The organism is Pontibacter sp. H249, assembly GCF_037892465.1.
GTDB lineage: Bacteria > Bacteroidota > Bacteroidia > Cytophagales > Hymenobacteraceae > Pontibacter.
Genome location: NZ_JBBKTR010000010.1, coordinates 46,398 through 67,210 on the forward strand (window position 1 = coordinate 46,398; position 20,813 = coordinate 67,210).

The window sequence follows — 20,813 nt, forward strand, 5'->3', positions numbered from 1 at the left end:
AGCATTAAGTTATATCTATACAACAGAATACTATTATACTTAAAAATAAAAGTATAAAAAAATGTTTTAATGCCCAGTACTAAACCTATAGAAAGTATAGCAGGCTAGCTTCTTAAATCAGATAGAAGTTTAAGCACTTCATCTTTGGTTTTGTTCAAACGGGTTTGCAAACGGCTCAGCAACTCGTTTTCACTACCCTGCTGGTAAGAAAGATCCTCATCTGTTAATTCATCATAGTTTTGTCTAAGCTGGCGCTTTACATCTTCCCAGGAACCATGCATTACCAGTTGGTCATCCTGGGCGCTACTTTTACCCGACTTAGACTTGATGCTTTCTGTCCAGTTCTTAATTGTTTTGTTCAAGTCATCTCCGGCTTTGTTAAGGGTGCGCTTCAGGTCATCACGGTTTGCCTGTCCGTTTTTAGGCGAAAGTAGAACACCGGCTGCAATGCCAGCACCTATTCCTGCCAGAGTTGCCATCAGAATTTTGCCGTTGTTGTTGTTCATGTTATTCATGCGCTTTATTTTATTTAGTTATGTTTTGTACAAATGCGCACTATACCTTTTATTCATTTCTGACGGCATAGCCTAATTCAGATAAAATTAGATATTTTTGCGCTTCAGATATCATACGGCTTCAGCACTACTTGGTTAGTTGCTAGCTTAAAACTGTAACACATCGTATAACATCTATCATATATAAAGTATAAACTATGAATAAGTTTTTTGCCATACTTCCAATGGCAATCTTTCTGTTTAGCAGCTCCTGCACTAAACCTGCCCAGGAAACTGCTACGTGTATCGACGAAACTAAAGTTAACCCTGACCTTGTGTGCACTATGCAATACGACCCTGTTTGCGGTTGCGACGGCAAAACATACAGCAACTCCTGTGTTGCAGACCGTGCCGGTGTAACATCCTATACCAAAGGCGAGTGCCCAGTTAAATAGTAACAAGCAGTAACATGAGCGACAAAAAATACATAAAGCAAACAAAACCCTTTAGGGTACCAACCACCGACGGCAAGCTTATTGAAGAGCACTTCGGGCACGCCTCTACCCGTACCGGAGACTTCAGCGTTGCACACATGGTTGCACCACCGCACTGGAGCGAGCCGCACCAAACTCCAGACTTCGATGAAATAACCATTGTTACCCGTGGCCGAAAACTTATCGAAATTGACGGAGAAGAGGTAGAAGTGAAGGCAGGCGAGACCATACTTATCAAAGCCGGTACTCGCATCCGCTATGCTAACCCCTTTGACGAGGAAACAGAGTATTGGTCGGTATGTATACCCGCTTTCGATATTAATGCAGTACACCGCGAAGAAGAGCAGTAACCGCTTTTGTAAACTGCGCCAGCGAGTTTGACAGAAACCTTATAAAAGAGAAATCCCCTGCTATGGTTTAGCAGGGGATTTCTCTTTTATAAACTTACCGGGTTCTCGCCCAACTATACTTTTAAGAATTACTTGCTGATCATTTCAACAATATCCTCAGAGATACCCATGCTGCTGAATCCACCATCGTGCATCAGGTTTTGCATGGTTACGTAACGCGTAAGATCTGAGAAAAGCGAAATAGTATAGTCAGCACAAGCCTCTGCAGAAGCGTTTCCAAGCGGCGACATTTTATCTGCGTAATCGTAGAACGCATCAAAGCCTCCTACGCCAGTACCTGCAGTAGTTTTAGTCGGAGACTGAGAAATAGTATTTACACGGATTTTTTTGCTGCGGCCTAAACGGTAACCATAGTTACGTGCAATAGACTCTAGCACTGCCTTAGCCTGCGACATATCAGTGTAATCAGGGAATACGCGCTGTGCTGCAATGTAAGAAAGGGCTACAATAGAACCCCACTCGTTCATGGCATCCTGCTTCTCGGCTACATGCATTACTTTATGAAAAGACAGCGCAGATATATCAAGCGTTTTCAGGAACCAGTCGTAGTTCAGGTCGCCGTAAGATTTGCCCTTGCGGATGTTCGGGCTCATGCCTATAGAGTGCAGTACAAAATCCAGCTTACCGCCTAAAATCTCCTGTGCTTTAGAGAACAGGTTCTCCAGGTCTTCCACAGAAGTTGCATCAGCAGGTATAATTTGTGCATTGCACTGTTCTGCCAGTTTATTGATCTCACCCATACGCATAGCCAGCGGAGCATTCGTCAGCACGAACTCAGCACCCTCTTCTTTGGCACGCATCGCTACTTTCCAGGCAATAGACTTTTCGTCCAGCGCTCCGAAAATGATTCCTTTCTTTCCTTTAAGCAGATTATAAGACATGTCTTTATCGTTGTTTTATACTTTCAAAGATTTGAGCCGGCAATATAGCAATAACTAAGTATAACTCAAGATGCAAGTCGCTTACATTCTGGCGAACAGGTAGTAAACGTATGTGATTGGACTAGGTACCTGCAAGAAAGAAAAAGCCCTCTCCTACTAAGTAGAAAAGGGCTTTTGTTTTATTACTTCCTATATGTTACATCGACAACAACTCTTTAGCGCTTTTAAAAGCACTGGCGCTTGGGTTGGCGCCGGCAATCATGTGTGCAATTTCGTTTACGCGTTCCTCTTTGTTCAGCTTTTTAATACGGCTGATGGTGCGGTCTTCGGTGTCATGTTTGTATACAAAATAGTGGGCATTGCCTTGGGCGGCAATTTGCGGTAAGTGTGAGATAGCAATAATCTGGTGCTTCTGCGCCATCTGCTGCATCATTTTACCCACTTTAACGGCTACCTCACCGGATATACCCGTGTCAATCTCATCAAAAATGATAGTTGGCAATGCGGTTTTATCGGCCAGCATATACTTTACACTCAGCATTAACCTCGAGAACTCACCACCAGAAGCGGCTTTCACCAGCGACTGTGGCTGTGCTCCTTTATTCGCGCTAAAAAGTATGCTTATTTCATCGGTACCTGTGGCAGACGGTGCTGTATTGGCATGTTGGATAACAATTCTGGCATTTGGCATACCAAGCTCTGCAAGCAAAATATAAAGCTCTTTCTCAAAATGGCCAAACGATGATTTCCTGCGCTCAGAAAGTATGGCTGCTTTACCAAGAACTTCTTTCTCTGCTTCTTCCATTGCTTTTTTAGTGCTGGCGATAGCAGAATCTAAGTTTAGTACGCTACCTACTTTACCCTCCAGATCACGCTGTATTTCCAGAAGTTCTGCATTAGACTGTACCTGGTGCTTGCGCTGCAAAGTATAAATCATATTCAGGCGTTCCTGTACTTCTACAGTTCGTTCCGGGTCTGCTTCTGTTTTGCGCTCAGCATCTTCCAACTCACCGGCAATATCGCTCAGTTCGATCATGCAGCTTTCGGTGCGGGTGCGCAACTCGTCATACTTTGGCGAGAATTGCGCCAGCTGACTAATTAAGTGTGCTGTGTCTTTAAGAGCAGAAGTAATGTTAAACTCAGACTCTGTCAGGTACTGAACTGCCTGCGTTAGCTTCACTTTTATGTCTTCAGCATTCTCCAGCTGCTTCAGTTCGTTCTCCAGTTCTTCCTGTTCGCTCTCCTGCAGGTTTGCCTCTTCCAGTTCGTTCAGCAAGAAAGTATGATAATCCAGCTCCTTCTGTGCCTGCGCCAGCTGGTCTTCCAGCTTACGATAATCCGAGTCCAGCTTTTTATACTTGCGGTAAGTGTCGTTGTAGTCTTTTAAATAAGACAAGTTGCCTGCGTAAATATCCAGCGAAGTGTTACCGGCATAAACATCCAGAATGTTAAGCTGATAACTGGTATCGCCTAACTGTAGGGTGTCATGCTGCGAGTGGATATCCATTAGGTTTTCACCAATCTTACGGATCACGTCCAGCGTTACAGGGGTATCGTTCACAAAAGCACGTGACTTACCGCTAGGGCTTATCTCCCGGCGAAGTATACATTGGTCATCATAGTCCAGGTCTTCGGCAGTAAAAACCTCCTTCAAATTGTACGACGAGATATCAAACACTCCTTCAATCACGCACTTCTGCTCCTGATCAAACAGTAGCTTGGAGTCGGCACGGTTGCCCAGCAGTAAACCAATAGCGCCCAACATAATGGATTTACCGGCACCGGTCTCGCCTGTAATAATGTTAAGCACCGGAGAAGGATTCATCTCCAGTTTCTCGATCAGGGCGTAATTTTTTATTTTAAGATCTATCAGCATATAAGTAGTCTCGAGACTATAGGCATAAAATGAAAGGCTTTTTGCCTATGCTAAAGTTCGCTAATTCTGTAATTATTTTAAATGATGTTGAAGTATAGTTTATACTTTGAATTGCTGCTTAAGATAAAGGAAATCTCTGTACTTGTGTAAAAGGCGTCTGCTTTACTAATAATACTAGCTTAATTTCTCTGAGAAAAAGACTCTTGCTTGATACCTAAAAACAGGAATCGACTTATACACCCGCATCTTTAGTAGGAAGCTTCTATGTCGTAGATTACCTCCTCTACCTCATCCAAGTTAAACTCATGCTTATTAAAACGGAAGTCTTTTAACTGCAACTTATCTGCGTTTATACTTGATAATGAACCAGCTAATACTACTTTATTGCGTAGCACCACCTGTACTACAGGCTGCTGCAGTAATTCAGACAAGTGTTCTTGTAAATCGTTTCGGAAGATACGGACCTGGCGTTTGCCCATAGTATAAGTATAATTTCTGGCAGCTTGTTCTGCCGCTGTGAAGTTACACCCTTTTACCGGAATTCTAAAAATTTTAGCGTTTTAGCAAAACTTCGTATTTGGTGTTGTTGGTGGGGTCGGTTTGGGAGAGTAATGTATAAGCTTGTTGCTTTTGAGCCGGCGCAGCGTTCTTGAACATATTTACCAGTTCATCAGCTTTGGCATCGAAGAAGGAGCGTACCACCGCTGAGTTTGGCTTTTGCTGCTGCAGGCGCTGCACACTTTCCAGAACCGTAATCACAGACTGGCGTGCTTTCTCTGGGTTCTCCACCATAATATCCAGGCCCTGGCGGTGCATGTTGTAAAGCCCTTCGCGGAAAGGTAGGAACTGCGGGTCTTGCATGTTATCGATAAGCCAGTAACGGTTACGATTGCTGTCGAAAGCTTTCCAGCCTTGATAACCTGCACCTTGCGAGGCCGCCAGGTTAACTATACCCCTTGCTTTGTCAAAAGCGGGTGCGCCTCCTAAACGACCAAAACTGTCGTTATCAATGCCAATAATCATATAGGCGTAAAATGCCAACATCGAAGATAAGTTGGAAGTATAGCTGTTCTCTGCAAAATCAAGTGGCTGTGCGGTGTTGAACTGGAACGTCCAGTCTTTATCGATAAAAGAGAAAAGCGTGGATTCGTAACCTGTACCATAAGCCGGCCTTACCGACACTACCTGCACGTTAGCTTTGAAAATGCCAATTTCCGGCATCTCTGTCAGGTTAATGAGTAGGCGACATTTGATTCTTTCATCAGGGCGGTAAGCCTGTTCGGTCCAGCGGCGGTTGTTCATAAACTCGAAAATGCGGGTCTGCATATCCGTGAACAGCTGCCTATCGGTGTACTGTACTTGCTCGCTGTTAACTACAACATCGCACTGCAGCTCCTGGGCGTTGGCTGTCCAGGCTGTCAGGCAAAACATCAACAAAGCAAGTATCTTCTTAACCATTTATACGCTTGTGAATCAGGTTTACTATATCTTGGGCTACCTCTGTTTTCTGTTTAAGATCGAAAGCAGTGGTAGCGTCTTTTTCTATGATCGTTATTTTGTTCGTGTCGTGCTTAAAGCCTGCCCCCGGATCGTTCAGCGAGTTTAGCACGATCATGTCCAGGTTCTTTTTCTGCAGCTTTTCGCGGGCGTTGGCGCTTTCGTTGTGCGTTTCAAGGGCAAAGCCCACCGAAAATTGTCCTGCCTTTTTCTCTTTGCCTAGTGCCGCTGCTATATCAACGTTCTTAACCAACTCTATAGTAAGTTCGTCGCCGCTTTTTTTAATTTTTTTGTCTGCAAAAACTTTAGGCTTGTAATCAGCTACGGCGGCGGCAAACACCATAATATCGGCTGTCGGTGCCAGCTGTTTCACGGCGGCGTACATTTCGTCGGCAGTGGTTACAGAGGTTACATTTATACTTTGATCGTTAGCTTTTATACTCACAGGACCAGAAATTAACTGCACCTTAGCACCATGTGCTGCAAAGCACGCTGCTAAAGCGTAACCCATTTTACCAGTAGAGTGGTTCCCGATAAAACGCACCGGATCTATTGGCTCGTACGTTGGGCCTGCTGTTATTACTACTGTCTTGCCTTTAAACGAATCTTGTATCACCTGCAAAAAAATTCTGAAGCACTTGAACAATTTCTTCCGGCTCTGCCATACGTCCCTGCCCTACTAAACCACTTGCCAATTCACCATAGCCTGCTTCAATTACCCGGTTGCCGTAGCCGCGCAGTTTCGTAAAGTTATTTTGCACTGACGGATGCTGGTACATATCCAGGTCCATGGCAGGCGCTACAAACACAGGGCAACGTGCTGAAAGATAGGTAGCGGTAAGGAGGTTATCGCAAAAGCCATTAGCCATTTTGGCCACCGTGTTGGCACTGGCTGGGGCAACTACTAAGGCATCAGCCCAAAGGCCCAGGTCCACGTGGTTATTCCAGGTGCCGGTTTCGTCTTTTACAAACTCGGTTAACACTAGTTTTTTAGAGAGTGTTGCCAGTGTAAGAGGAGTAATAAAAGCAGAAGCAGAAGTGGTCAGGATTACCTGCACTTCTGCTTCTGCTTTTATGAGCTGGCGAACCAGTAAAGCCGCTTTATAGGCAGCTATACTTCCACAAACTCCTAATATGATCTTTTTCTGCCGGAGCATCGGCCTGTATTACAGGGAGCTTTCCTCTGTTGTTTCTTCGTCTGGTATACGGCAGTATACTTTCTCCTCTAGGAACTCCTCAATAGCAAGGCTGGTAGGCTTTGGCAAACGCTCGTAGTATTTAGAGATCTCGATCTGCTCACGGTTCTCAAACACTTCCTCCAGGTTATCTACAGTAGTTGCAAATTCAGCCAATTTAGAGTTCAACTCTTCTTTCAGCTTCACTGCAATCTGGTTCGCTCTTTTAGAGATCACAGCCACAGACATGTAAACGTTGCCAGTCTCCTTTGCGAAGTCGGCCATGTTGCGTGTAACAATTGATGATGGAACTGATGCCATATATTTTATACTTAAGAATTTGCTTGTGCTTGATTTAACTTTTTAACTTTCTCCAGCTCTGCCAGTGTATTTTCATATACATCCAGAGCATTACGCGTAAATTTGCCGTCAGGATACTGATCTATAAAACCTTGGTAGTAATCGACAGCCTGCTGCAGACGTTCTTCCTGCTTGCCCGGTATACTTTCCATAGCAAAACGGTACTGCGCATCCAGCTTTAAATAAGCTGCCTCCTCGCTGTAAGGCGACGATGCATGCTCTTTCTGGAAATTATCAAATGCCACTACAGCTGATCTCCAGTAACGCAGCTGATAGTATAAACGAGCATTGTCAAAAGACTTTTTGTCCAGCTTTTTCAGCAGCTCCTCCACCAGTTCGTTGGCCTCTGCAATACGATCGCTGGTTGGGTAGCGCACCATAAACTCCTGCAGCGCTTCAATGGCTGTAAGCGTAGTTGTCTGGTCCTGCTCGTGGCTTGGAGACTGGTTGTACAAAGAAAGTGCCTGGTTATACATGGCTTGCTCTGCCAGCGGGCTGCGTGGGTACGTCTGGTAAAACGTTCTGAAGTGGAAATCTGCCAGCAGATAATCACCTAGTTCATAGTGTGTATCTGCCAGGTAAAACTTTGCTTGCTCGGCCTCTTCGCTACCAGTAAGCAAAGGTACTACCTGTTCCAGCAGTTGGTTGGCGCGGTAGTAGTCCTCTTTTTTGTGATACTCAAGGGCAGCCTTGTATTTCTTGTCTACGTCGTCGCTTTTTAAAAGCTTCTGAAAATTGCTGCAGCCGGAAACAACTAGCAACAAGCCTACAATTACGACGGTATGTAAAAAGCCTCTATTCATGAACGGGCAAAATTATACAATATCTATGTGATTTACAAAACTGAAATAAATGGGCAAAATACCCGACTAAACGTTACTTACTACTTCTTCTTAGTATTAGCACCCTTTTTAGTAGCCGGTTTAGCAGCCGGAGCTTTTTTGGCTGGCGCTTTTGCTTTTTGTGGTGCCCTTGGCGCAAATACATCTTTTCGTGTAGGCCTAAGTTCTGCCATCCAATTAAAACCTTGCAGGCGCCTTTCCGAATCTGGAAGTTCGTGCGGCGGAATAAAACTTGCATCCGGCTGCACCAAGAACGATATCGTGTTGAGTTTATTTTCTGCAAACTTTAAAACCATGTTACTGCAGATGGCTTTGTTCATACCTGTTAACACACTATCCCCCTCGAGGGCAAAGTATAAACTCTCACCGTTGCCGTTTACATTTACCCGTCTGATGTCACCCTCCTGAAAATAAGCTACCATGTTGCGCCCTTTTACCTGGTTATAGTTCTTTAGCGAATCCTCTGAAGAGATAAAGGCATTGCTGTACATGTACATCCTGTCTATGGTCTTATTGCGCAACTGCACATGAATAGTATCAGATACTAATTGGCTGTTTTCGCTCCATAGCACTGGTTTGCGATTAAAGTGCATCACGGAGTCGGTGCGGTTATAGCTCAACGAGTCGGCTTTGCCCTGCAAGTCTTTCTTAAAGATCTTTACATTAGGGTAAGCAAACAGCATACTTTTCACTCTTATACCCTTAGCCTCCTGAGAATAGAGCGTATCTGCAGATAAGTATAAAGTATCCTTATCAAGTATAGTTTCCATTACAGGGCTACCGTACACTTTGGCCTCCCCTCTGTCGCGCCAATAGCGGCCAACCTGCCCCCTGATGGTTACATCATCTTTAAGCGAACGCAACGACACGTTTTTCTCAGCGTAGCCGTACCCACGGTTCTCATCATAATATAGCTTATCGCCACCCAGCCTGTATTCTTTTGTAAGAATATAAGCGTTACGGCCAAAGTTCGAGACTTTAGTTATAGTATTGTATGTGCCCTCTTCGGCGTACAGGTCGCCTTGCTGGCCCCGGATAAAAGTCGGCCCCTGAAAGTATACAATTTTGCTCAAGGTGTTGTAGCGCATATTCTGAGCATCTATGTTATAATCTGCTGTAAATACCTTCACATCCTGCTGAAACGTGAACATTTTAGAGCGGGTATCATACGTGCCACGGCGGCTTTCCAGGCGGTTTTCAGGGTCTACAATGGTGCCGCCTTCTGTATACACAGCCGTTTTTTCATTTAAGTTGTAGTCCAGGCTGGGTGTGTTCAGTGTCATGCGCGGGTCTGTCATCACCACATTGCCGATCATTTTTGCCATGCGTGTGTTGCCATCGTAAGTGGCACGATCACCACGCATGTTCACAGTATCGGCCTGGTTGATGCGAACGTTTCCAAAAGCCTCCAGAAAGTTTCGGTCCTTATACTGATAAACTGAATCGGCAAACAAAACGGCATCGCGCTGCTTAAACTGCACGTTCCCAATCAGTTTGTCGATGCGCTGCCCATTAAAAGTGCCACCTACCAGAGAGTCGGCGCCTTGCAGCTCTACTCTACTACCCTGCTGCTGTGCCTGCCGTGGCCTTTGTTGTCCGAAAACCACCACCGAAAGCAGGGTAAAGACAATAGAAAACAGTAATTTTGTATAGTTCATTTAGATTCTTGACAAAGGACAAAGGACGCTGAGACAAAGGACTTATTTCTTTTGCTTTTCATCTAACAGTCTTTCGTCTAATTTATACTTCAAAATTATAAAAATTTTACCAGCCGCTGCTTTATGCTACAGAAAGTTTCAGGTTTTATACAAGCGCAAAACCTTTGCCAACCCGACAGTAAAATATTAGCGGCCGTTAGCGGCGGCATCGATTCGGTAGTGCTTTGCGAAGTGCTGCACCAGCTAAAGTATACTTTTGCCGTTGCCCACTGCAACTTTGGCCTGCGTGCCGAAGAAGCCGAAGCCGACCAACTGTTCGCCAAAAAGCTTGCCAAGCAGTATGATGTACCGTTCTTTACCGAAAATTTTAACACCCGCGCCTTTGCCGAGCAGGAAAAACTTTCGATACAGATGGCTGCCCGCACGCTGCGCTACGAGTGGTTTGAACAAGTGCGCCAGCAAGAAGGCTACGACTACATTGCCACTGCCCATCATAGCAACGACCTGACCGAAACCATATTGCTGCACCTTACCAAAGGCACCGGCATTGCTGGCCTGCATGGTATTCCGCCAAAAAACGGGCACATTATCCGGCCTATGCTTACCATTACCAAAGACGACATATACGACTTGGTAACCAGCCGCAAACTTATCTGGCGCGAAGACAGCTCTAACGAGACTACCAAGTACCAGCGTAACAAAATAAGACACGAGGTAATTCCGGTGCTAAAGGAGATAAACCCCAGCCTGGAGGAGACCATGCAGCATACAGCCGAGCGTGTAAGCCACGCTGAAAGTATAGTAGCTGCATACATAGACCAGCTAAGACAGGAAAGTATAAAAGAAGCCGAAAATGCCTGGTATATTTCGCTGGTACCGCTGCAAAATGCCACGGGCTTGCCGGTGGTGGTGCATGAACTGCTGCGCCCTTTTAATTTTAGCTACAGTGTAGTGTTGGAGTTAGTAGAGGCGTTGGATGGTATATCTGGCAAGCAATTCGACTCTCCGACTCATACATTAGTAAAGGACCGCGACCAACTGGTAATTACGCAACGCAGTCTAAGCAGCTTTGGAAGTATACTTATTAAAGAGGGTGATACCGAAGTAGAAGCTGGTAACTTGGTATTTAAGCTTAAGCATGTCGATGCCGACAAGTATAAATTGAATACTAAACCGCATGTGGCTGCTCTGGATGCTGAACAATTAAAATTTCCGTTGAAGCTACGCAGCTGGCAGGAAGGTGATTGGTTTGTACCCCTAGGCATGAACGGCAAGAAAAAGATCAGCGACTTTTTAATTGATAAAAAAGTACCGGCCAACCTTAAAAGCCAAACTCTGGTATTAGTATCCGACCAGTCTATAGCCTGGATAGTGAACCAGCGCTTGGATAATCGCTTTAAAGTAACAGATAAGACAGAACGGGTGGTGGAAATAAGCGTGCAGGCGAAGCCGTAGACTGCACGATAAAGGACGATTTGACAAAAGACAAAGGACTAAATTGTACAGAAGAAATCTTTTATCCTTTGTCTGATAGTCTTTTGTCCTAAACCAAAGGTTTTAATAATAGATTTTTCTAATTTTACGGGAGATAACCGAATTCTCAAACTAACATAAAGTATATCCGATAATGAAAGTAACTGTAGTTGGAGCTGGTAACGTAGGTGCTACATGCGCTGATGTGCTTGCTTACCGCGAAATCGCGAACGAAGTAGTTTTAGTGGATATTAAAGAAGGTTTTGCTGAGGGCAAAGCGCTTGATATCTGGCAGAAAGCCCCTATCAACCTATACGACACACGCACAGTAGGTGTAACAAACGATTACAGCAAAACTGCTGGTTCGGATGTAGTTGTGATCACTTCTGGTTTGCCACGCAAGCCAGGCATGACCCGCGACGACCTTATTTCAACTAACGCGGGCATCGTAAAATCAGTAACTGAAAATATTGTAAAGCATTCACCTGATGCGATCATCATCGTGGTTTCTAACCCACTTGATGTAATGACGTACGCAGCACACATTACTTCTAAGCTTCCACGCACAAGAGTAATGGGTATGGCCGGTATCCTGGATACAGCGCGTTACAGAGCATTCCTTGCTGAGGCGCTGAACGTATCTCCGAAAGACATCCTAGCAGTATTGATGGGTGGCCACGGCGATACAATGGTCCCGCTTCCGCGTTACACTACAGTTGGCGGTATCCCGGTAACGGAGCTGATCGGCGAAGAAGAACTGAATGCTATAGTTGAGCGCACTAAAAACGGTGGTGGCGAGCTTGTAAAACTGATGGGTACTTCTGCCTGGTATGCACCGGGTTCGGCAGCTGCTCAGATGGTAGAGGCTATCGTGCGTGACCAGCGTCGTGTATTCCCGGTTTGTGTGAAACTTGAAGGTGAGTATGGCATTGACGGTGTATACTTGGGCGTACCAGTTATACTTGGCAAGAACGGTATCGAAAGAATTATTGAGCTTGACCTGAACGAAGATGAGAAGCAACTGCTTGAGACATCTCGCGGTCACGTAAAAGAAGTAATGGACGCGCTTGACAACATTAACGCTGCCAAAGCTTAATACATAAAGTATACTTATTGATTTAAAAGCGCCGCTCCTTTACAGAAGCGGCGCTTTTTTGTTGAAAGCAGGTTAATGGGTTTAATGTATTTCTAGGATTACCTGCAGTGCCGCTTCCACCCCTTAGCCCCTCCTTGATTTTTAAAGAGGGGATAGGGGTGGGTGAAAGCGGTAACTACCGAAAAAAAAGCCAACCCTTGAACAGGATTGGCTTGTAAAATCTTAATGAAGCAGGATCTGTTCTACTCCTTCTGACTAGCCTGAAACAGCTTTTGCTTTTCCTCTTTAGATAAACTTTCGTAACCTGAGCTGGAGATCTTATCCAATATACGGTCTATCTCGTGCTGGCTTGGTTTACCGCTTGGCTGGGTAGTAGTGGTGCTACGGCCATTGGAGAAAGGATTGGCGGCACGGTGAGTTACCTTAAGCTTAGGACGTTTCTTAAACAGATTACCAAAGAAATCAGTGATCGCTAGTATAGGTCGGCCCAGGTCGATGCCCCGCTGCAGCTGTTTTACAAAGATCCAACCAATAAGCGCTCCCCCTAAGTGGGCAATGTTACCTCCTGCGTTTCCGCTTCCCTCGCGTGCAAATGCCCACGACATCAGCACAAGAGCAGCTGCGATCCATTTTATCTTTACAGGACCAATCAACAGCAGGTTAAAAGTATAATTAGGAAGCAAAGTAGCTGCACCCACCACTATGGCCAACGCACTGGCAGATGCCCCAATTAACTGTGCGTTTGCGCTTCTTGCAGAGAAGCCTGGTAACAGGTTATACATGGCTATATAAAGCAGTCCTCCAGCGATGCCCCCCAAAATGTAAAGGCTCAGGAGTCTACGGTTACCTAAGTACTCGTTTAGCAACATGCCAAACCAGTAGAGGTTAAGCATATTAAAGAGGATGTGAAAGAAACCTTCGTGGGTAAAGAAGTAAGTGATCAGTGTCCAGGGCTTCAGTATAAACTCCATTGGATCTGAAGGCAGGGACAGGTAATAAAGTGTAATCTGCTCTACCCAGGAGAATCCCATCCAGCTCAAAGGTGTGCCAATGATCAGAAAGAACAGGAACACGATCACGTTAATCAGGATAAGCTGCTTAAGTGTGTTGTTTGGCTGCCTGAAAGAGTGTTTTATATCTTCAAAAATGCTCATTAGTAGTCGTTAGTAATTATCCTGATAATCGCTGCGATGCCACATCTTTACAAGTATATACGCGAACAACATACCGCCAAGGTGTGCAAAGTGTGCTACGTTATCGCCGGGCATGCGGTTAAACCCGGAGTATAACTCAAAGGCGCCATACATCAGTACAAAGTACTTTGCTTTTATGGGTACCGGAAAGAACAGCAGCATAAGTTCGAGGTTCGGAAACAGCAATCCAAAAGCCATCAGTATACCGAACACAGCACCAGAGGCACCCAGCATTGGCACATCTATTAACCTATTATAAATCTCCTTTACCGCTCTTTTGCTCTCTTCTACATAAGTCGGATTATCTGGATTGCGCCTGTACTCTACCACGAACTGCCGCTCATACCTTCCTTCAAAATGGTCTTCTAGGTAGTTGTAGAAAGCCATTGGGCTAGGGCTTTCTATATAAGCTGCTGCATCTTCTTTTACCTGGTTCAGTTCATAAGCCCTAACCCCAGTGTAAAGCAAACTTGCTCCAAAACCAGTGATCAGGTAAAAAGCCAGGAAGCGCTGTGGCCCCCAAAAGCGCTCCAGCAATGGCCCGAAGATAAACAAGCTGAACATGTTGCTGAACACGTGTGCCCAGCCGCCATGCAGGAACATGTGCGTAAACAGCTGTACCGGCTGAAAAAACTCAGAGCTAAAGTGGTACAAAGCAAACTGCCCGGTCGGGAACAGCCTGTCCTGAAGTATAAATACGACCACGTTGATGATCAGGAGATTTCTGACCATTGGGGTGATGTTGAACATGCGATTTTTCTTTTTATAAGTATAGGTCCAAGCTTAAGCCCATTCTTATACTTTAAATCAGTAGTAGTGTTTTAAATTAAGCTACTTCCGACTCAACTATTAAACAATCAACAATTTTACAATTAACTACTATCCTTTTAGGAAAAGGTCGTGCAACTGACTTAGCTCCATAATGACTAACGTCTTCTGCCCGCCTGGCGTATAGTTTGGCACCTGGCAGGCAAACAGCTTATCAACTAGCGAATTCATCTCAAAGTCAGACATGCGCGCTAAAGACCTTGATGCCAAGCGTTTTGCCATAGCCCTTGCCAGATTTTCTCTTTTATCAAGCTTTAACGTAGTCAAATTGTTTTTGTATTGCTCGATTAGTTCTTCGAGCAACTCCTTTTCGTTGGCAGCGTGTACATCAGCTGGAATACCGTTTAGTATAATCGTATTGCCTCCAAAATCCTCGAACTGGAACCCTATATCCTTAAACTCGCCAGCTAGTTCTTTTACAAGTATAGCATCTGCCGGTGAGAGCTCTATAGTTTGCGGGAAAAGCAAAGCCTGCGAGGCACCTGTTTTCTTCTGCAGCGAGCTAATGTACTTTTCGTAAAGTATACGCTCCTGCGCCGCCTGTTGGTCTATGATCATCATCCCAGACTTTACCTGCACCAGCAAGTACTTTTGGTGTACCTGGATAGCCTTATTTGCACTACCAGCTCCTATTGATTCGGCTGCAAAAGCATCGTCCAGCAGGCCCATATCTGAGGTAGCTGAGCTTACACGCTCTTCCTGAGCTGGGTCGTTGCGCATTGGCTCGTACAGCTGCTCCCAACCTTTGGAAGTTGCCCTTCTGGCCGAAGCCGGCGGTGTAAAGCCCGGAAAAGATGTACTCCCTCCCCCACTGTTGCCGGAAGAGGTTCTGTCTTCGTTGTCAAACTCGTTAAACCCACCCTGCACGCGTATCGGCTGCAAAGGGGCAAAGTTTACGTCTCCGTCAAAATCAAGAGATGGTGCTATATTATAGGTGCCTAAAGCTTTCTTAACAGCTGCATGCACAATGGCGTACACCGTTTTCTCGTCCTCGAACTTGATTTCGGTTTTAGTGGGGTGCACGTTAATATCGATCTTCTCCGGTTCCAGCTCTATAAACAGCACATAAAACGGATGGCTGTCTTTTGGCAACAGACCTTCAAAGGCCGTCATCACTGCATGGTTCAGGTAGCCGCTCTTCACAAAACGGTTGTTTACAAAGAAGAACTGCTCGCCACGTGTTTTCTTGGCATGCTCTGGTTTTCCCACATAGCCTTTCACGCTTAAGAACGAAGTGTCTTCCTCGCAATAAGCCATCTGCTCTTTGTAGTTGCTGCCAAGTATGCCCACAATGCGCTGGCTCAGTTTGGTAGCTGGCAGGTTAAACACCTCCACATCATTGTGGTACAGACTAAAAGCAGCCTCCGGGTAAGCCAGTGCCACCCGCTGAAACTCATCCAGAATATGCCGCATCTCCACAGCATTTGTTTTCAGGAAGTTGCGTCGTGCAGGCACATTATAAAACAGGTTTTTAACAGAAATAGAGGTACCCTCTGGCGTTGCAACAGGTTCTTGCAGCACCACCGCAGATCCTTCTATTAGCAACTTAGTACCTGTATCAGCATCTTTGGTTTTTGTCTTAAGCTCTACCTGCGCTACCGCACCTATAGATGCCATAGCTTCTCCTCTAAAGCCCATTGTTCTGATGCGGAACAGGTCTTCGGTTGTGCTGATCTTGGAGGTTGCATGGCGTTCGAAACACATACGGGCATCTGTTTCAGACATGCCAATGCCATTGTCTACCAGTTGGATAAGTTGCTTTCCTGCTTCCTTTACAATTAGTTGTATACTTGTTGCTTTGGCATCTATGGCATTTTCCAGCAACTCCTTCACAACTGAAGCAGGGCGCTGTACCACTTCACCGGCGGCAATTTGGTTAGCAAGGAAATCAGGCAATAAGTGTATGATGTCGGGCATCCGGTAAATCAGTTTCCTTTATAACTATATTTTTATACTACGAATCAGGCGCTTAACTAAATTCCGGTAAAGTATTTGCTCTTTTATAAATTGAAAACAGAACTTATTCAGAATTAAAATTATTACTAATTTACAGACTGATTCATAATTAGACGTTCTGAAAAGTGCTAAAAGGTACGATGTTCTATTAATTTCCAAAAAAGAAATCAATATGTGTATCTGTGATGGGGCTGGTGGCGTTAGCATACTATAGGCTGCTACTCTTGGTGCCACGAAAGCTTTAGGCTGGCAATCAGGTTAATCGCCTTTCTCCCCGATCAGCAATTAGCCCAAGGCAGTACTTCTGATTAGTAGCCTTTTTTTCTGAACCGTCTATTGCAAAATTAGGCTTATTTTTTACTTGTTGCAATTAAATATAGGAGCGTAGGATGTTGAAGAGATTTAGCTTAGGGTTATTGATTTTAGTTTTTCTTGGAATGGGCTCACTGATGTCTTTAAAGTCATCAGACAATGTTATTGTGAGTTCTAAAGAGCAAAGCTGGGTTGATAGCGTTATGACTACTCTTACTCCAGAGCAGCGCATTGGGCAGCTGTTTATGGTGGCAGCCTACTCTAACAAAAATGAAAAGCACTTCCGTGAGATAGACACCCTCGTTTCTCGCTACAACATTGGCGGTGTGATGTTTATGCAGGGTGGGCCCTTACGCCAGGCAAAGCTCACCAACCGTTTCCAGAGCCGAGCCAAAGTACCAATGCTTGTAGCCATGGATGCCGAGTGGGGCTTAGGAATGCGCTTAGACAGCACCATGCAGTTTGCGCGCCAGATGACTTTGGGCGCCATGAACGACGAAAAGTATGTGTACCTGATGGGCCGTGAAATAGCACTGAAGATGAAGCGCCTGGGTGTAAACGTAAGCTTCTCGCCAGTGCTGGATGTGAATGTAAACCCTAACAACCCTGTAATCGGCAACCGTTCTTTTGGAGAAACCAAAGAAGAAGTTACCCGCAGAGGTATTGCTTATATCAGGGGCTTACAGGACCATGGTGTAGTAGCGGTTGCAAAACACTTTCCTGGCCACGGCGACACAGATGTAGATTCGCACCATGCCCTGCCGGTTGTAAATCACGACATGAAGCGCCTTACTGAGGTTGAGCTTTATCCATTCCATAAATCTTTTGAAGCCGGTGTGATGGGTGTAATGGTAGCGCACCTGTACATGCCTAAAATAGACAGCACAAAAAACCTAGCTACTACTTTATCAAAGCCGCTTGTAACAGGCCTGCTTCAAGAAAAAATGAAGTATAAAGGCCTTGTGTTTACCGATGCCCTTAACATGAAGGGTGTAAGTAAATATTACAAGCCCGGCGAGGTAGACTTAAAGGCATTGATGGCCGGTAACGATGTGCTTTTGTTCCCGGAAGATGTGCCTGCGGCAGTTAAAAAAATTAAAGGTGCTATTGCTGCCGGACAGATAGCACAGGAAGAAGTAGACCAGCACGTACGCAAAATCTTACATACAAAATACTGGGCAGGCCTGAATAGTCCTAAACCTGTTGCGCTGAATAATCTTGCAGAAGATATTACAAGGCCAGTTAGCCAGGTGGTACAAGAGCAGATTTATGACAATGCTGTAACTGTAGTACAAAACAAGAGCAGCATACTTCCTTTCCTTACTTTGGATACCTTAAGTATAGCTTCTGTAGCAGTGGGCGTTACTGAGGTTAACAAGTTTCAGGAGACACTAGGCTATTATGCACCGGTAAACAAATTCGCTATCTCAGACCGCTTTGCACCTGATTCTGCTTTTGCCAGGATCATCCCTAAATTAAAAGATAACAATGTGGTGGTGGTAAGTATCCACAACATGAACTCTACTGCTGCCAAAGATTTTGGTATTGGTTTGGGTACAAGAGCTTTTATTCAATACCTGCAAGAGCGTACTAACAAAAAAGTTATTGTAGCAGTAATGGGCAATCCTTATAGCCTCAAGTTTTTCGAGAAGGCAGATTGGTTACTTTGCGGCTACGAAGATAACCCAGTTGCACAGGCACTGGTGCCACAGGTAATGTTTGGCGCCAGACCAGCAAACGGCAAGTTACCTGTAACTGCCTCTGCTAAGTTTAAGGTTGGCACTGGTGTTGTAACCGGCACTCTGGGCCGCTTAAAGTATGGCGTACCAGAAAGTGTAGGTATGGATTCTAAAGTGCTGGCACAGATAGACAACGTAGCCCGCGAGGCCATTGCTTATGCCGCTACTCCGGGTGCTCAGGTAATGGTGGTAAAGGACGGTACAGTTATATTTAACAAGTCTTACGGCCACTATACTTATGACAAGACTAAACCGGTAACAAATAGCACAGTATATGATGTTGCCTCTATTACAAAGGTGGCTGCTACCCTGCAAGCTATCATGTTCCTGAAAGACCAAGGCAAAGTTGACCTAAATGCGAAAGTATCCACGTACCTGCCAGAGCTAAAAGGGACAAACAAGCAGAACATTGTGCTGCGCGATGTGCTGGCGCATCAGGCGGGACTGCAGGCAGGCTTACCTGCATGGCAAAACACCCTCAAGTCTATCGAAACAAAAAAACTTTTCTACGCCAGCCGCCAAAACGATATCTATACAAACGAGGTAGTACCGGGCTTCTACTCTATCAAAAGTATGGAAGACTCGCTTTGGACCTGGACAATGAAATCAAGGATGCTGCCGCCGCGTAAAGATGGCAAAGGCTACGACTACAAGTATAGCGACCTCGACTTTTACGTGCTGAAGCGCCTGGCAGAGCGAATGCTGAACCAGCCGCTGGATGAGTTTATGGACCAGAACTTTTATGCACCGCTTGGCCTTAGCACCATGACTTACAAGCCGCTGCTGAAGCATACACAAGATGTAATTGCCCCTACCGAGGATGATAAATACTTCCGTCATAACCTGTTGTGGGGTAGCGTGCATGACCAGGGAGCAGCCATGATGGGTGGAGTAGCTGGCCACGCTGGCTTGTTCTCTAATGCGAACGATCTGGCTATACTTATGCAGATGAATCTACAGAACGGCAGCTACGGCGGACACAAATACTTTAACACCGAGGTGGTAGCAGAGTTTTCTAAAAAGCAATTTAAGAACAGCCGCCGTGGCCTTGGTTGGGATAAGCCAGATCCTGAAAGTGGTGGCCCTACCTCAAGTATGGCATCGCTTAGCACCTTTGGCCATACCGGATTTACGGGCACAGGCGCCTGGGTAGACCCAGAGAACAACTTAATCTATATCTTTTTGTCTAACAGAGTGTATCCGGATGCAGGCAACAACAAATTAGTTACTTACAACATCCGAACCCGTATACATGATGTGATATATAAAGCGATAATTCCTAAAACTTAAAAGATATTATGTAGTTTAGCAGGTGCAGCCACTTTATATGGCTGCACTTGTTGTTTACATAGCACACGCAACTATGAGAATCGGAATAGTTTGTTATCCTACTTTTGGCGGTAGCGGGGTGGTAGCCACAGAGCTTGGCAAAGAGCTTGCACTTAAAGGCCATAAGGTCCATTTTATCACCTACAGCCAGCCAGCACGCCTCGATATTTTTAGCGAGAACCTGTTCTACCACGAAGTATACATTCCTACTTACCCCCTTTTCCAGTACCCCCCATACGAACTGGCACTAGCCAGTAAGATGGTAGACATCGTAAAATTTGAAAAACTGGATGTGCTGCACGTACATTATGCCATACCACATGCGTCGGCCGCCTTTATGGCCAAGCAGATTCTGAAGACAAAAGGCATTAATATACCTGTAATAACTACCTTGCACGGCACCGACATTACATTAGTTGGTAAAGACGCCTCTTTTGAGCCGGTAGTTACCTTTAGCATTAACCAGTCTGATGGCGTAACAGCTGTATCCGATAGCCTGCGCACCGAAACATACGAGTACTTCCAGATTGAGAAAGACATTGAAGTTATCCCAAACTTTATCAACTTAGATAAATTCCGCCGTCAGAAAAAAGATCACTTCAGGATGGCCATCAGCCCAAACAACGAAAAGCTGCTGGTGCATACTTCTAACTTCAGATCGGTGAAGCGTGTGGATGACGTAATACGCATTTTTGCACAGGTGCGCCAGCACATGCCAAGCAAACTGCTACTGGTTGGCGATGGCCCTGACCGTCCTAAAATGGAGAAGCTATGTCGTGAGCTGCAAATTTGCAATGATGTGCGTTTCCTTGGAAAACTAGAGGCTGTAGAGGAGGTATTATCCATTGCAGACTTATTCCTGATGCCATCCGAAAAAGAAAGCTTTGGCTTGGCTGCTTTGGAGGCAATGGCTTGTGAGGTGCCTGTTGTATCATCGAACACAGGTGGTATACCTGAGCTAAACATTGATGGCGTTACCGGTTTCACCAGCCCGGTTGGTGCCGTAGACGAAATGGTGCAGAACGCGCTTACTATACTTGATGATGCCAACCTACCCATTTTTAAAGCAAATGCACTAAAGCGTGCCCACGATTTCGACATTGATAAAGTGGTGCCGAAGTATGAGGAATTTTACCAGAAGATTATAGATGAGCAGCTGGCATTACTGTAAGCATCAGCTTGTTATTTTAAAAATCCGGT

At 45.2% G+C, this 20,813-nt stretch carries 19 protein-coding genes; 6 read left to right on the forward strand and 13 right to left on the reverse strand.

All coding sequences use genetic code 11. The features are described 5' to 3' along the window. Positions 1-104: 104 nt before the first annotated feature. Positions 105-515, reverse strand: a complete 411-nt coding sequence (locus tag WG943_RS13130) for a YtxH domain-containing protein (RefSeq protein ID WP_340409638.1) — start codon at positions 513-515, stop codon at positions 105-107. A 197-nt stretch (positions 516-712) separates the two neighbouring features. Here WG943_RS13130 and WG943_RS13135 point away from each other — a divergent pair, with 197 nt between their 5' ends. Together WG943_RS13135 and WG943_RS13140 are read left to right on the forward strand one after the other, a co-directional pair. Continuing rightward, complete coding sequence (locus tag WG943_RS13135; RefSeq protein ID WP_445323639.1) at positions 713-949, forward strand: Kazal-type serine protease inhibitor domain-containing protein; 237 nt, start codon at positions 713-715, stop codon at positions 947-949. A 14-nt stretch (positions 950-963) separates the two neighbouring features. Then, entirely contained in the window at positions 964-1,338 is a 375-nt protein-coding gene (locus tag WG943_RS13140; RefSeq protein WP_340409639.1) for a cupin domain-containing protein, read from the forward strand. A 128-nt stretch (positions 1,339-1,466) separates the two neighbouring features. On the opposite strand, the gene WG943_RS13145 is transcribed toward WG943_RS13140, so the two are convergent. From WG943_RS13145 to WG943_RS13185, 9 genes are all read right to left on the reverse strand, one after another. Continuing rightward, positions 1,467-2,279, reverse strand: a complete 813-nt coding sequence (locus WG943_RS13145) for an enoyl-ACP reductase FabI (RefSeq protein WP_340409640.1) — start codon at positions 2,277-2,279, stop codon at positions 1,467-1,469. Positions 2,280-2,475: 196 nt separating this feature from the next. Further along, positions 2,476-4,155, reverse strand: a complete 1,680-nt coding sequence (recN, locus tag WG943_RS13150) for a DNA repair protein RecN (protein ID WP_340409641.1) — start codon at positions 4,153-4,155, stop codon at positions 2,476-2,478. Between the two features lie 248 nt (positions 4,156-4,403). Then, entirely contained in the window at positions 4,404-4,634 is a 231-nt protein-coding gene (locus WG943_RS13155; RefSeq protein WP_340409643.1) for a hypothetical protein, read from the reverse strand. Between the two features lie 73 nt (positions 4,635-4,707). Beyond that, positions 4,708-5,613 carry a type IX secretion system protein PorD gene (gene porD, locus WG943_RS13160; RefSeq protein WP_340409645.1) on the reverse strand — a complete coding sequence of 302 codons (906 nt, stop codon included), beginning with the start codon at positions 5,611-5,613 and terminating at the stop codon, positions 4,708-4,710. Continuing rightward, complete coding sequence (coaBC, locus tag WG943_RS13165) at positions 5,606-6,268, reverse strand: bifunctional phosphopantothenoylcysteine decarboxylase/phosphopantothenate--cysteine ligase CoaBC (RefSeq protein WP_340409647.1); 663 nt, start codon at positions 6,266-6,268, stop codon at positions 5,606-5,608. Before coaBC ends, porD begins: the two co-directional genes overlap by 8 nt. Further along, positions 6,249-6,809: a flavoprotein gene (locus WG943_RS13170; protein WP_340409648.1), complete on the reverse strand. Its 561-nt coding sequence runs from the start codon at positions 6,807-6,809 to the stop codon at positions 6,249-6,251. The genes coaBC and WG943_RS13170 overlap by 20 nt, the downstream gene beginning before the upstream one ends. Before the next feature lie 9 nt (positions 6,810-6,818). Continuing rightward, positions 6,819-7,148 (reverse strand): DNA-directed RNA polymerase subunit omega, encoded by a 330-nt coding sequence (locus tag WG943_RS13175; protein ID WP_340409650.1) that lies wholly within the window; start codon positions 7,146-7,148, stop codon positions 6,819-6,821. 11 nt (positions 7,149-7,159) lie between these two features. Beyond that, positions 7,160-7,990 carry an outer membrane protein assembly factor BamD gene (locus tag WG943_RS13180; RefSeq protein WP_340409651.1) on the reverse strand — a complete coding sequence of 277 codons (831 nt, stop codon included), beginning with the start codon at positions 7,988-7,990 and terminating at the stop codon, positions 7,160-7,162. An 80-nt stretch (positions 7,991-8,070) separates the two neighbouring features. Continuing rightward, positions 8,071-9,687, reverse strand: a complete 1,617-nt coding sequence (locus WG943_RS13185; RefSeq protein WP_340409653.1) for an OstA-like protein — start codon at positions 9,685-9,687, stop codon at positions 8,071-8,073. 123 nt (positions 9,688-9,810) lie between these two features. Between WG943_RS13185 and tilS the strand changes: the two genes are divergently transcribed. Together tilS and mdh are read left to right on the forward strand one after the other, a co-directional pair. Next, complete coding sequence (gene tilS / locus WG943_RS13190) at positions 9,811-11,142, forward strand: tRNA lysidine(34) synthetase TilS (RefSeq protein ID WP_340409655.1); 1,332 nt, start codon at positions 9,811-9,813, stop codon at positions 11,140-11,142. 172 nt (positions 11,143-11,314) lie between these two features. Then, a complete protein-coding gene (gene mdh / locus WG943_RS13195) occupies positions 11,315-12,256 on the forward strand; it encodes a malate dehydrogenase (protein ID WP_340409657.1) in 942 nt (313 codons plus the stop codon). Between the two features lie 242 nt (positions 12,257-12,498). Here the strand turns inward: mdh and WG943_RS13200 are convergent, their stop codons facing one another. From WG943_RS13200 to mutL, 3 genes are all read right to left on the reverse strand, one after another. Beyond that, positions 12,499-13,410, reverse strand: a complete 912-nt coding sequence (locus WG943_RS13200; protein WP_340409659.1) for a rhomboid family intramembrane serine protease — start codon at positions 13,408-13,410, stop codon at positions 12,499-12,501. A gap of 9 nt (positions 13,411-13,419) precedes the next feature. Next, entirely contained in the window at positions 13,420-14,199 is a 780-nt protein-coding gene (locus tag WG943_RS13205; RefSeq protein ID WP_340409660.1) for a rhomboid family intramembrane serine protease, read from the reverse strand. Between the two features lie 129 nt (positions 14,200-14,328). Next, a complete protein-coding gene (mutL, locus tag WG943_RS13210) occupies positions 14,329-16,194 on the reverse strand; it encodes a DNA mismatch repair endonuclease MutL (protein WP_340409662.1) in 1,866 nt (621 codons plus the stop codon). 455 nt (positions 16,195-16,649) lie between these two features. Between mutL and WG943_RS13215 the strand changes: the two genes are divergently transcribed. After that, positions 16,650-19,574 carry a glycoside hydrolase family 3 N-terminal domain-containing protein gene (locus WG943_RS13215; RefSeq protein ID WP_340409664.1) on the forward strand — a complete coding sequence of 975 codons (2,925 nt, stop codon included), beginning with the start codon at positions 16,650-16,652 and terminating at the stop codon, positions 19,572-19,574. A gap of 73 nt (positions 19,575-19,647) precedes the next feature. Beyond that, complete coding sequence (gene bshA / locus WG943_RS13220; protein WP_340409666.1) at positions 19,648-20,784, forward strand: N-acetyl-alpha-D-glucosaminyl L-malate synthase BshA; 1,137 nt, start codon at positions 19,648-19,650, stop codon at positions 20,782-20,784. The last annotated feature ends 29 nt before the right edge of the window (positions 20,785-20,813 follow it).

Bases quoted from the DNA above. Each gene is read 5' to 3' on its own strand.
- WG943_RS13170 (WP_340409648.1), bottom strand. From the start codon at position 6,809: ATGCTCCGGCAGAAAAAGATCATATTAGGAGTTTGTGGAAGTATAGCT.
- recN (WP_340409641.1), bottom strand. From the start codon at position 4,155: ATGCTGATAGATCTTAAAATAAAAAATTACGCCCTGATCGAGAAACTG.
- bshA (WP_340409666.1), top strand. From the start codon at position 19,648: ATGAGAATCGGAATAGTTTGTTATCCTACTTTTGGCGGTAGCGGGGTG.
- mutL (WP_340409662.1), bottom strand. From the start codon at position 16,194: ATGCCCGACATCATACACTTATTGCCTGATTTCCTTGCTAACCAAATT.
- WG943_RS13155 (WP_340409643.1), bottom strand. From the start codon at position 4,634: ATGGGCAAACGCCAGGTCCGTATCTTCCGAAACGATTTACAAGAACAC.
- WG943_RS13185 (WP_340409653.1), bottom strand. From the start codon at position 9,687: ATGAACTATACAAAATTACTGTTTTCTATTGTCTTTACCCTGCTTTCG.
- mdh (WP_340409657.1), top strand. From the start codon at position 11,315: ATGAAAGTAACTGTAGTTGGAGCTGGTAACGTAGGTGCTACATGCGCT.
- WG943_RS13180 (WP_340409651.1), bottom strand. From the start codon at position 7,990: ATGAATAGAGGCTTTTTACATACCGTCGTAATTGTAGGCTTGTTGCTA.
- WG943_RS13175 (WP_340409650.1), bottom strand. From the start codon at position 7,148: ATGGCATCAGTTCCATCATCAATTGTTACACGCAACATGGCCGACTTC.
- porD (WP_340409645.1), bottom strand. From the start codon at position 5,613: ATGGTTAAGAAGATACTTGCTTTGTTGATGTTTTGCCTGACAGCCTGG.
- WG943_RS13145 (WP_340409640.1), bottom strand. From the start codon at position 2,279: ATGTCTTATAATCTGCTTAAAGGAAAGAAAGGAATCATTTTCGGAGCG.
- WG943_RS13200 (WP_340409659.1), bottom strand. From the start codon at position 13,410: ATGAGCATTTTTGAAGATATAAAACACTCTTTCAGGCAGCCAAACAAC.
- WG943_RS13205 (WP_340409660.1), bottom strand. From the start codon at position 14,199: ATGTTCAACATCACCCCAATGGTCAGAAATCTCCTGATCATCAACGTG.
- WG943_RS13140 (WP_340409639.1), top strand. From the start codon at position 964: ATGAGCGACAAAAAATACATAAAGCAAACAAAACCCTTTAGGGTACCA.
- WG943_RS13135 (WP_445323639.1), top strand. From the start codon at position 713: ATGAATAAGTTTTTTGCCATACTTCCAATGGCAATCTTTCTGTTTAGC.
- tilS (WP_340409655.1), top strand. From the start codon at position 9,811: ATGCTACAGAAAGTTTCAGGTTTTATACAAGCGCAAAACCTTTGCCAA.
- WG943_RS13130 (WP_340409638.1), bottom strand. From the start codon at position 515: ATGAATAACATGAACAACAACAACGGCAAAATTCTGATGGCAACTCTG.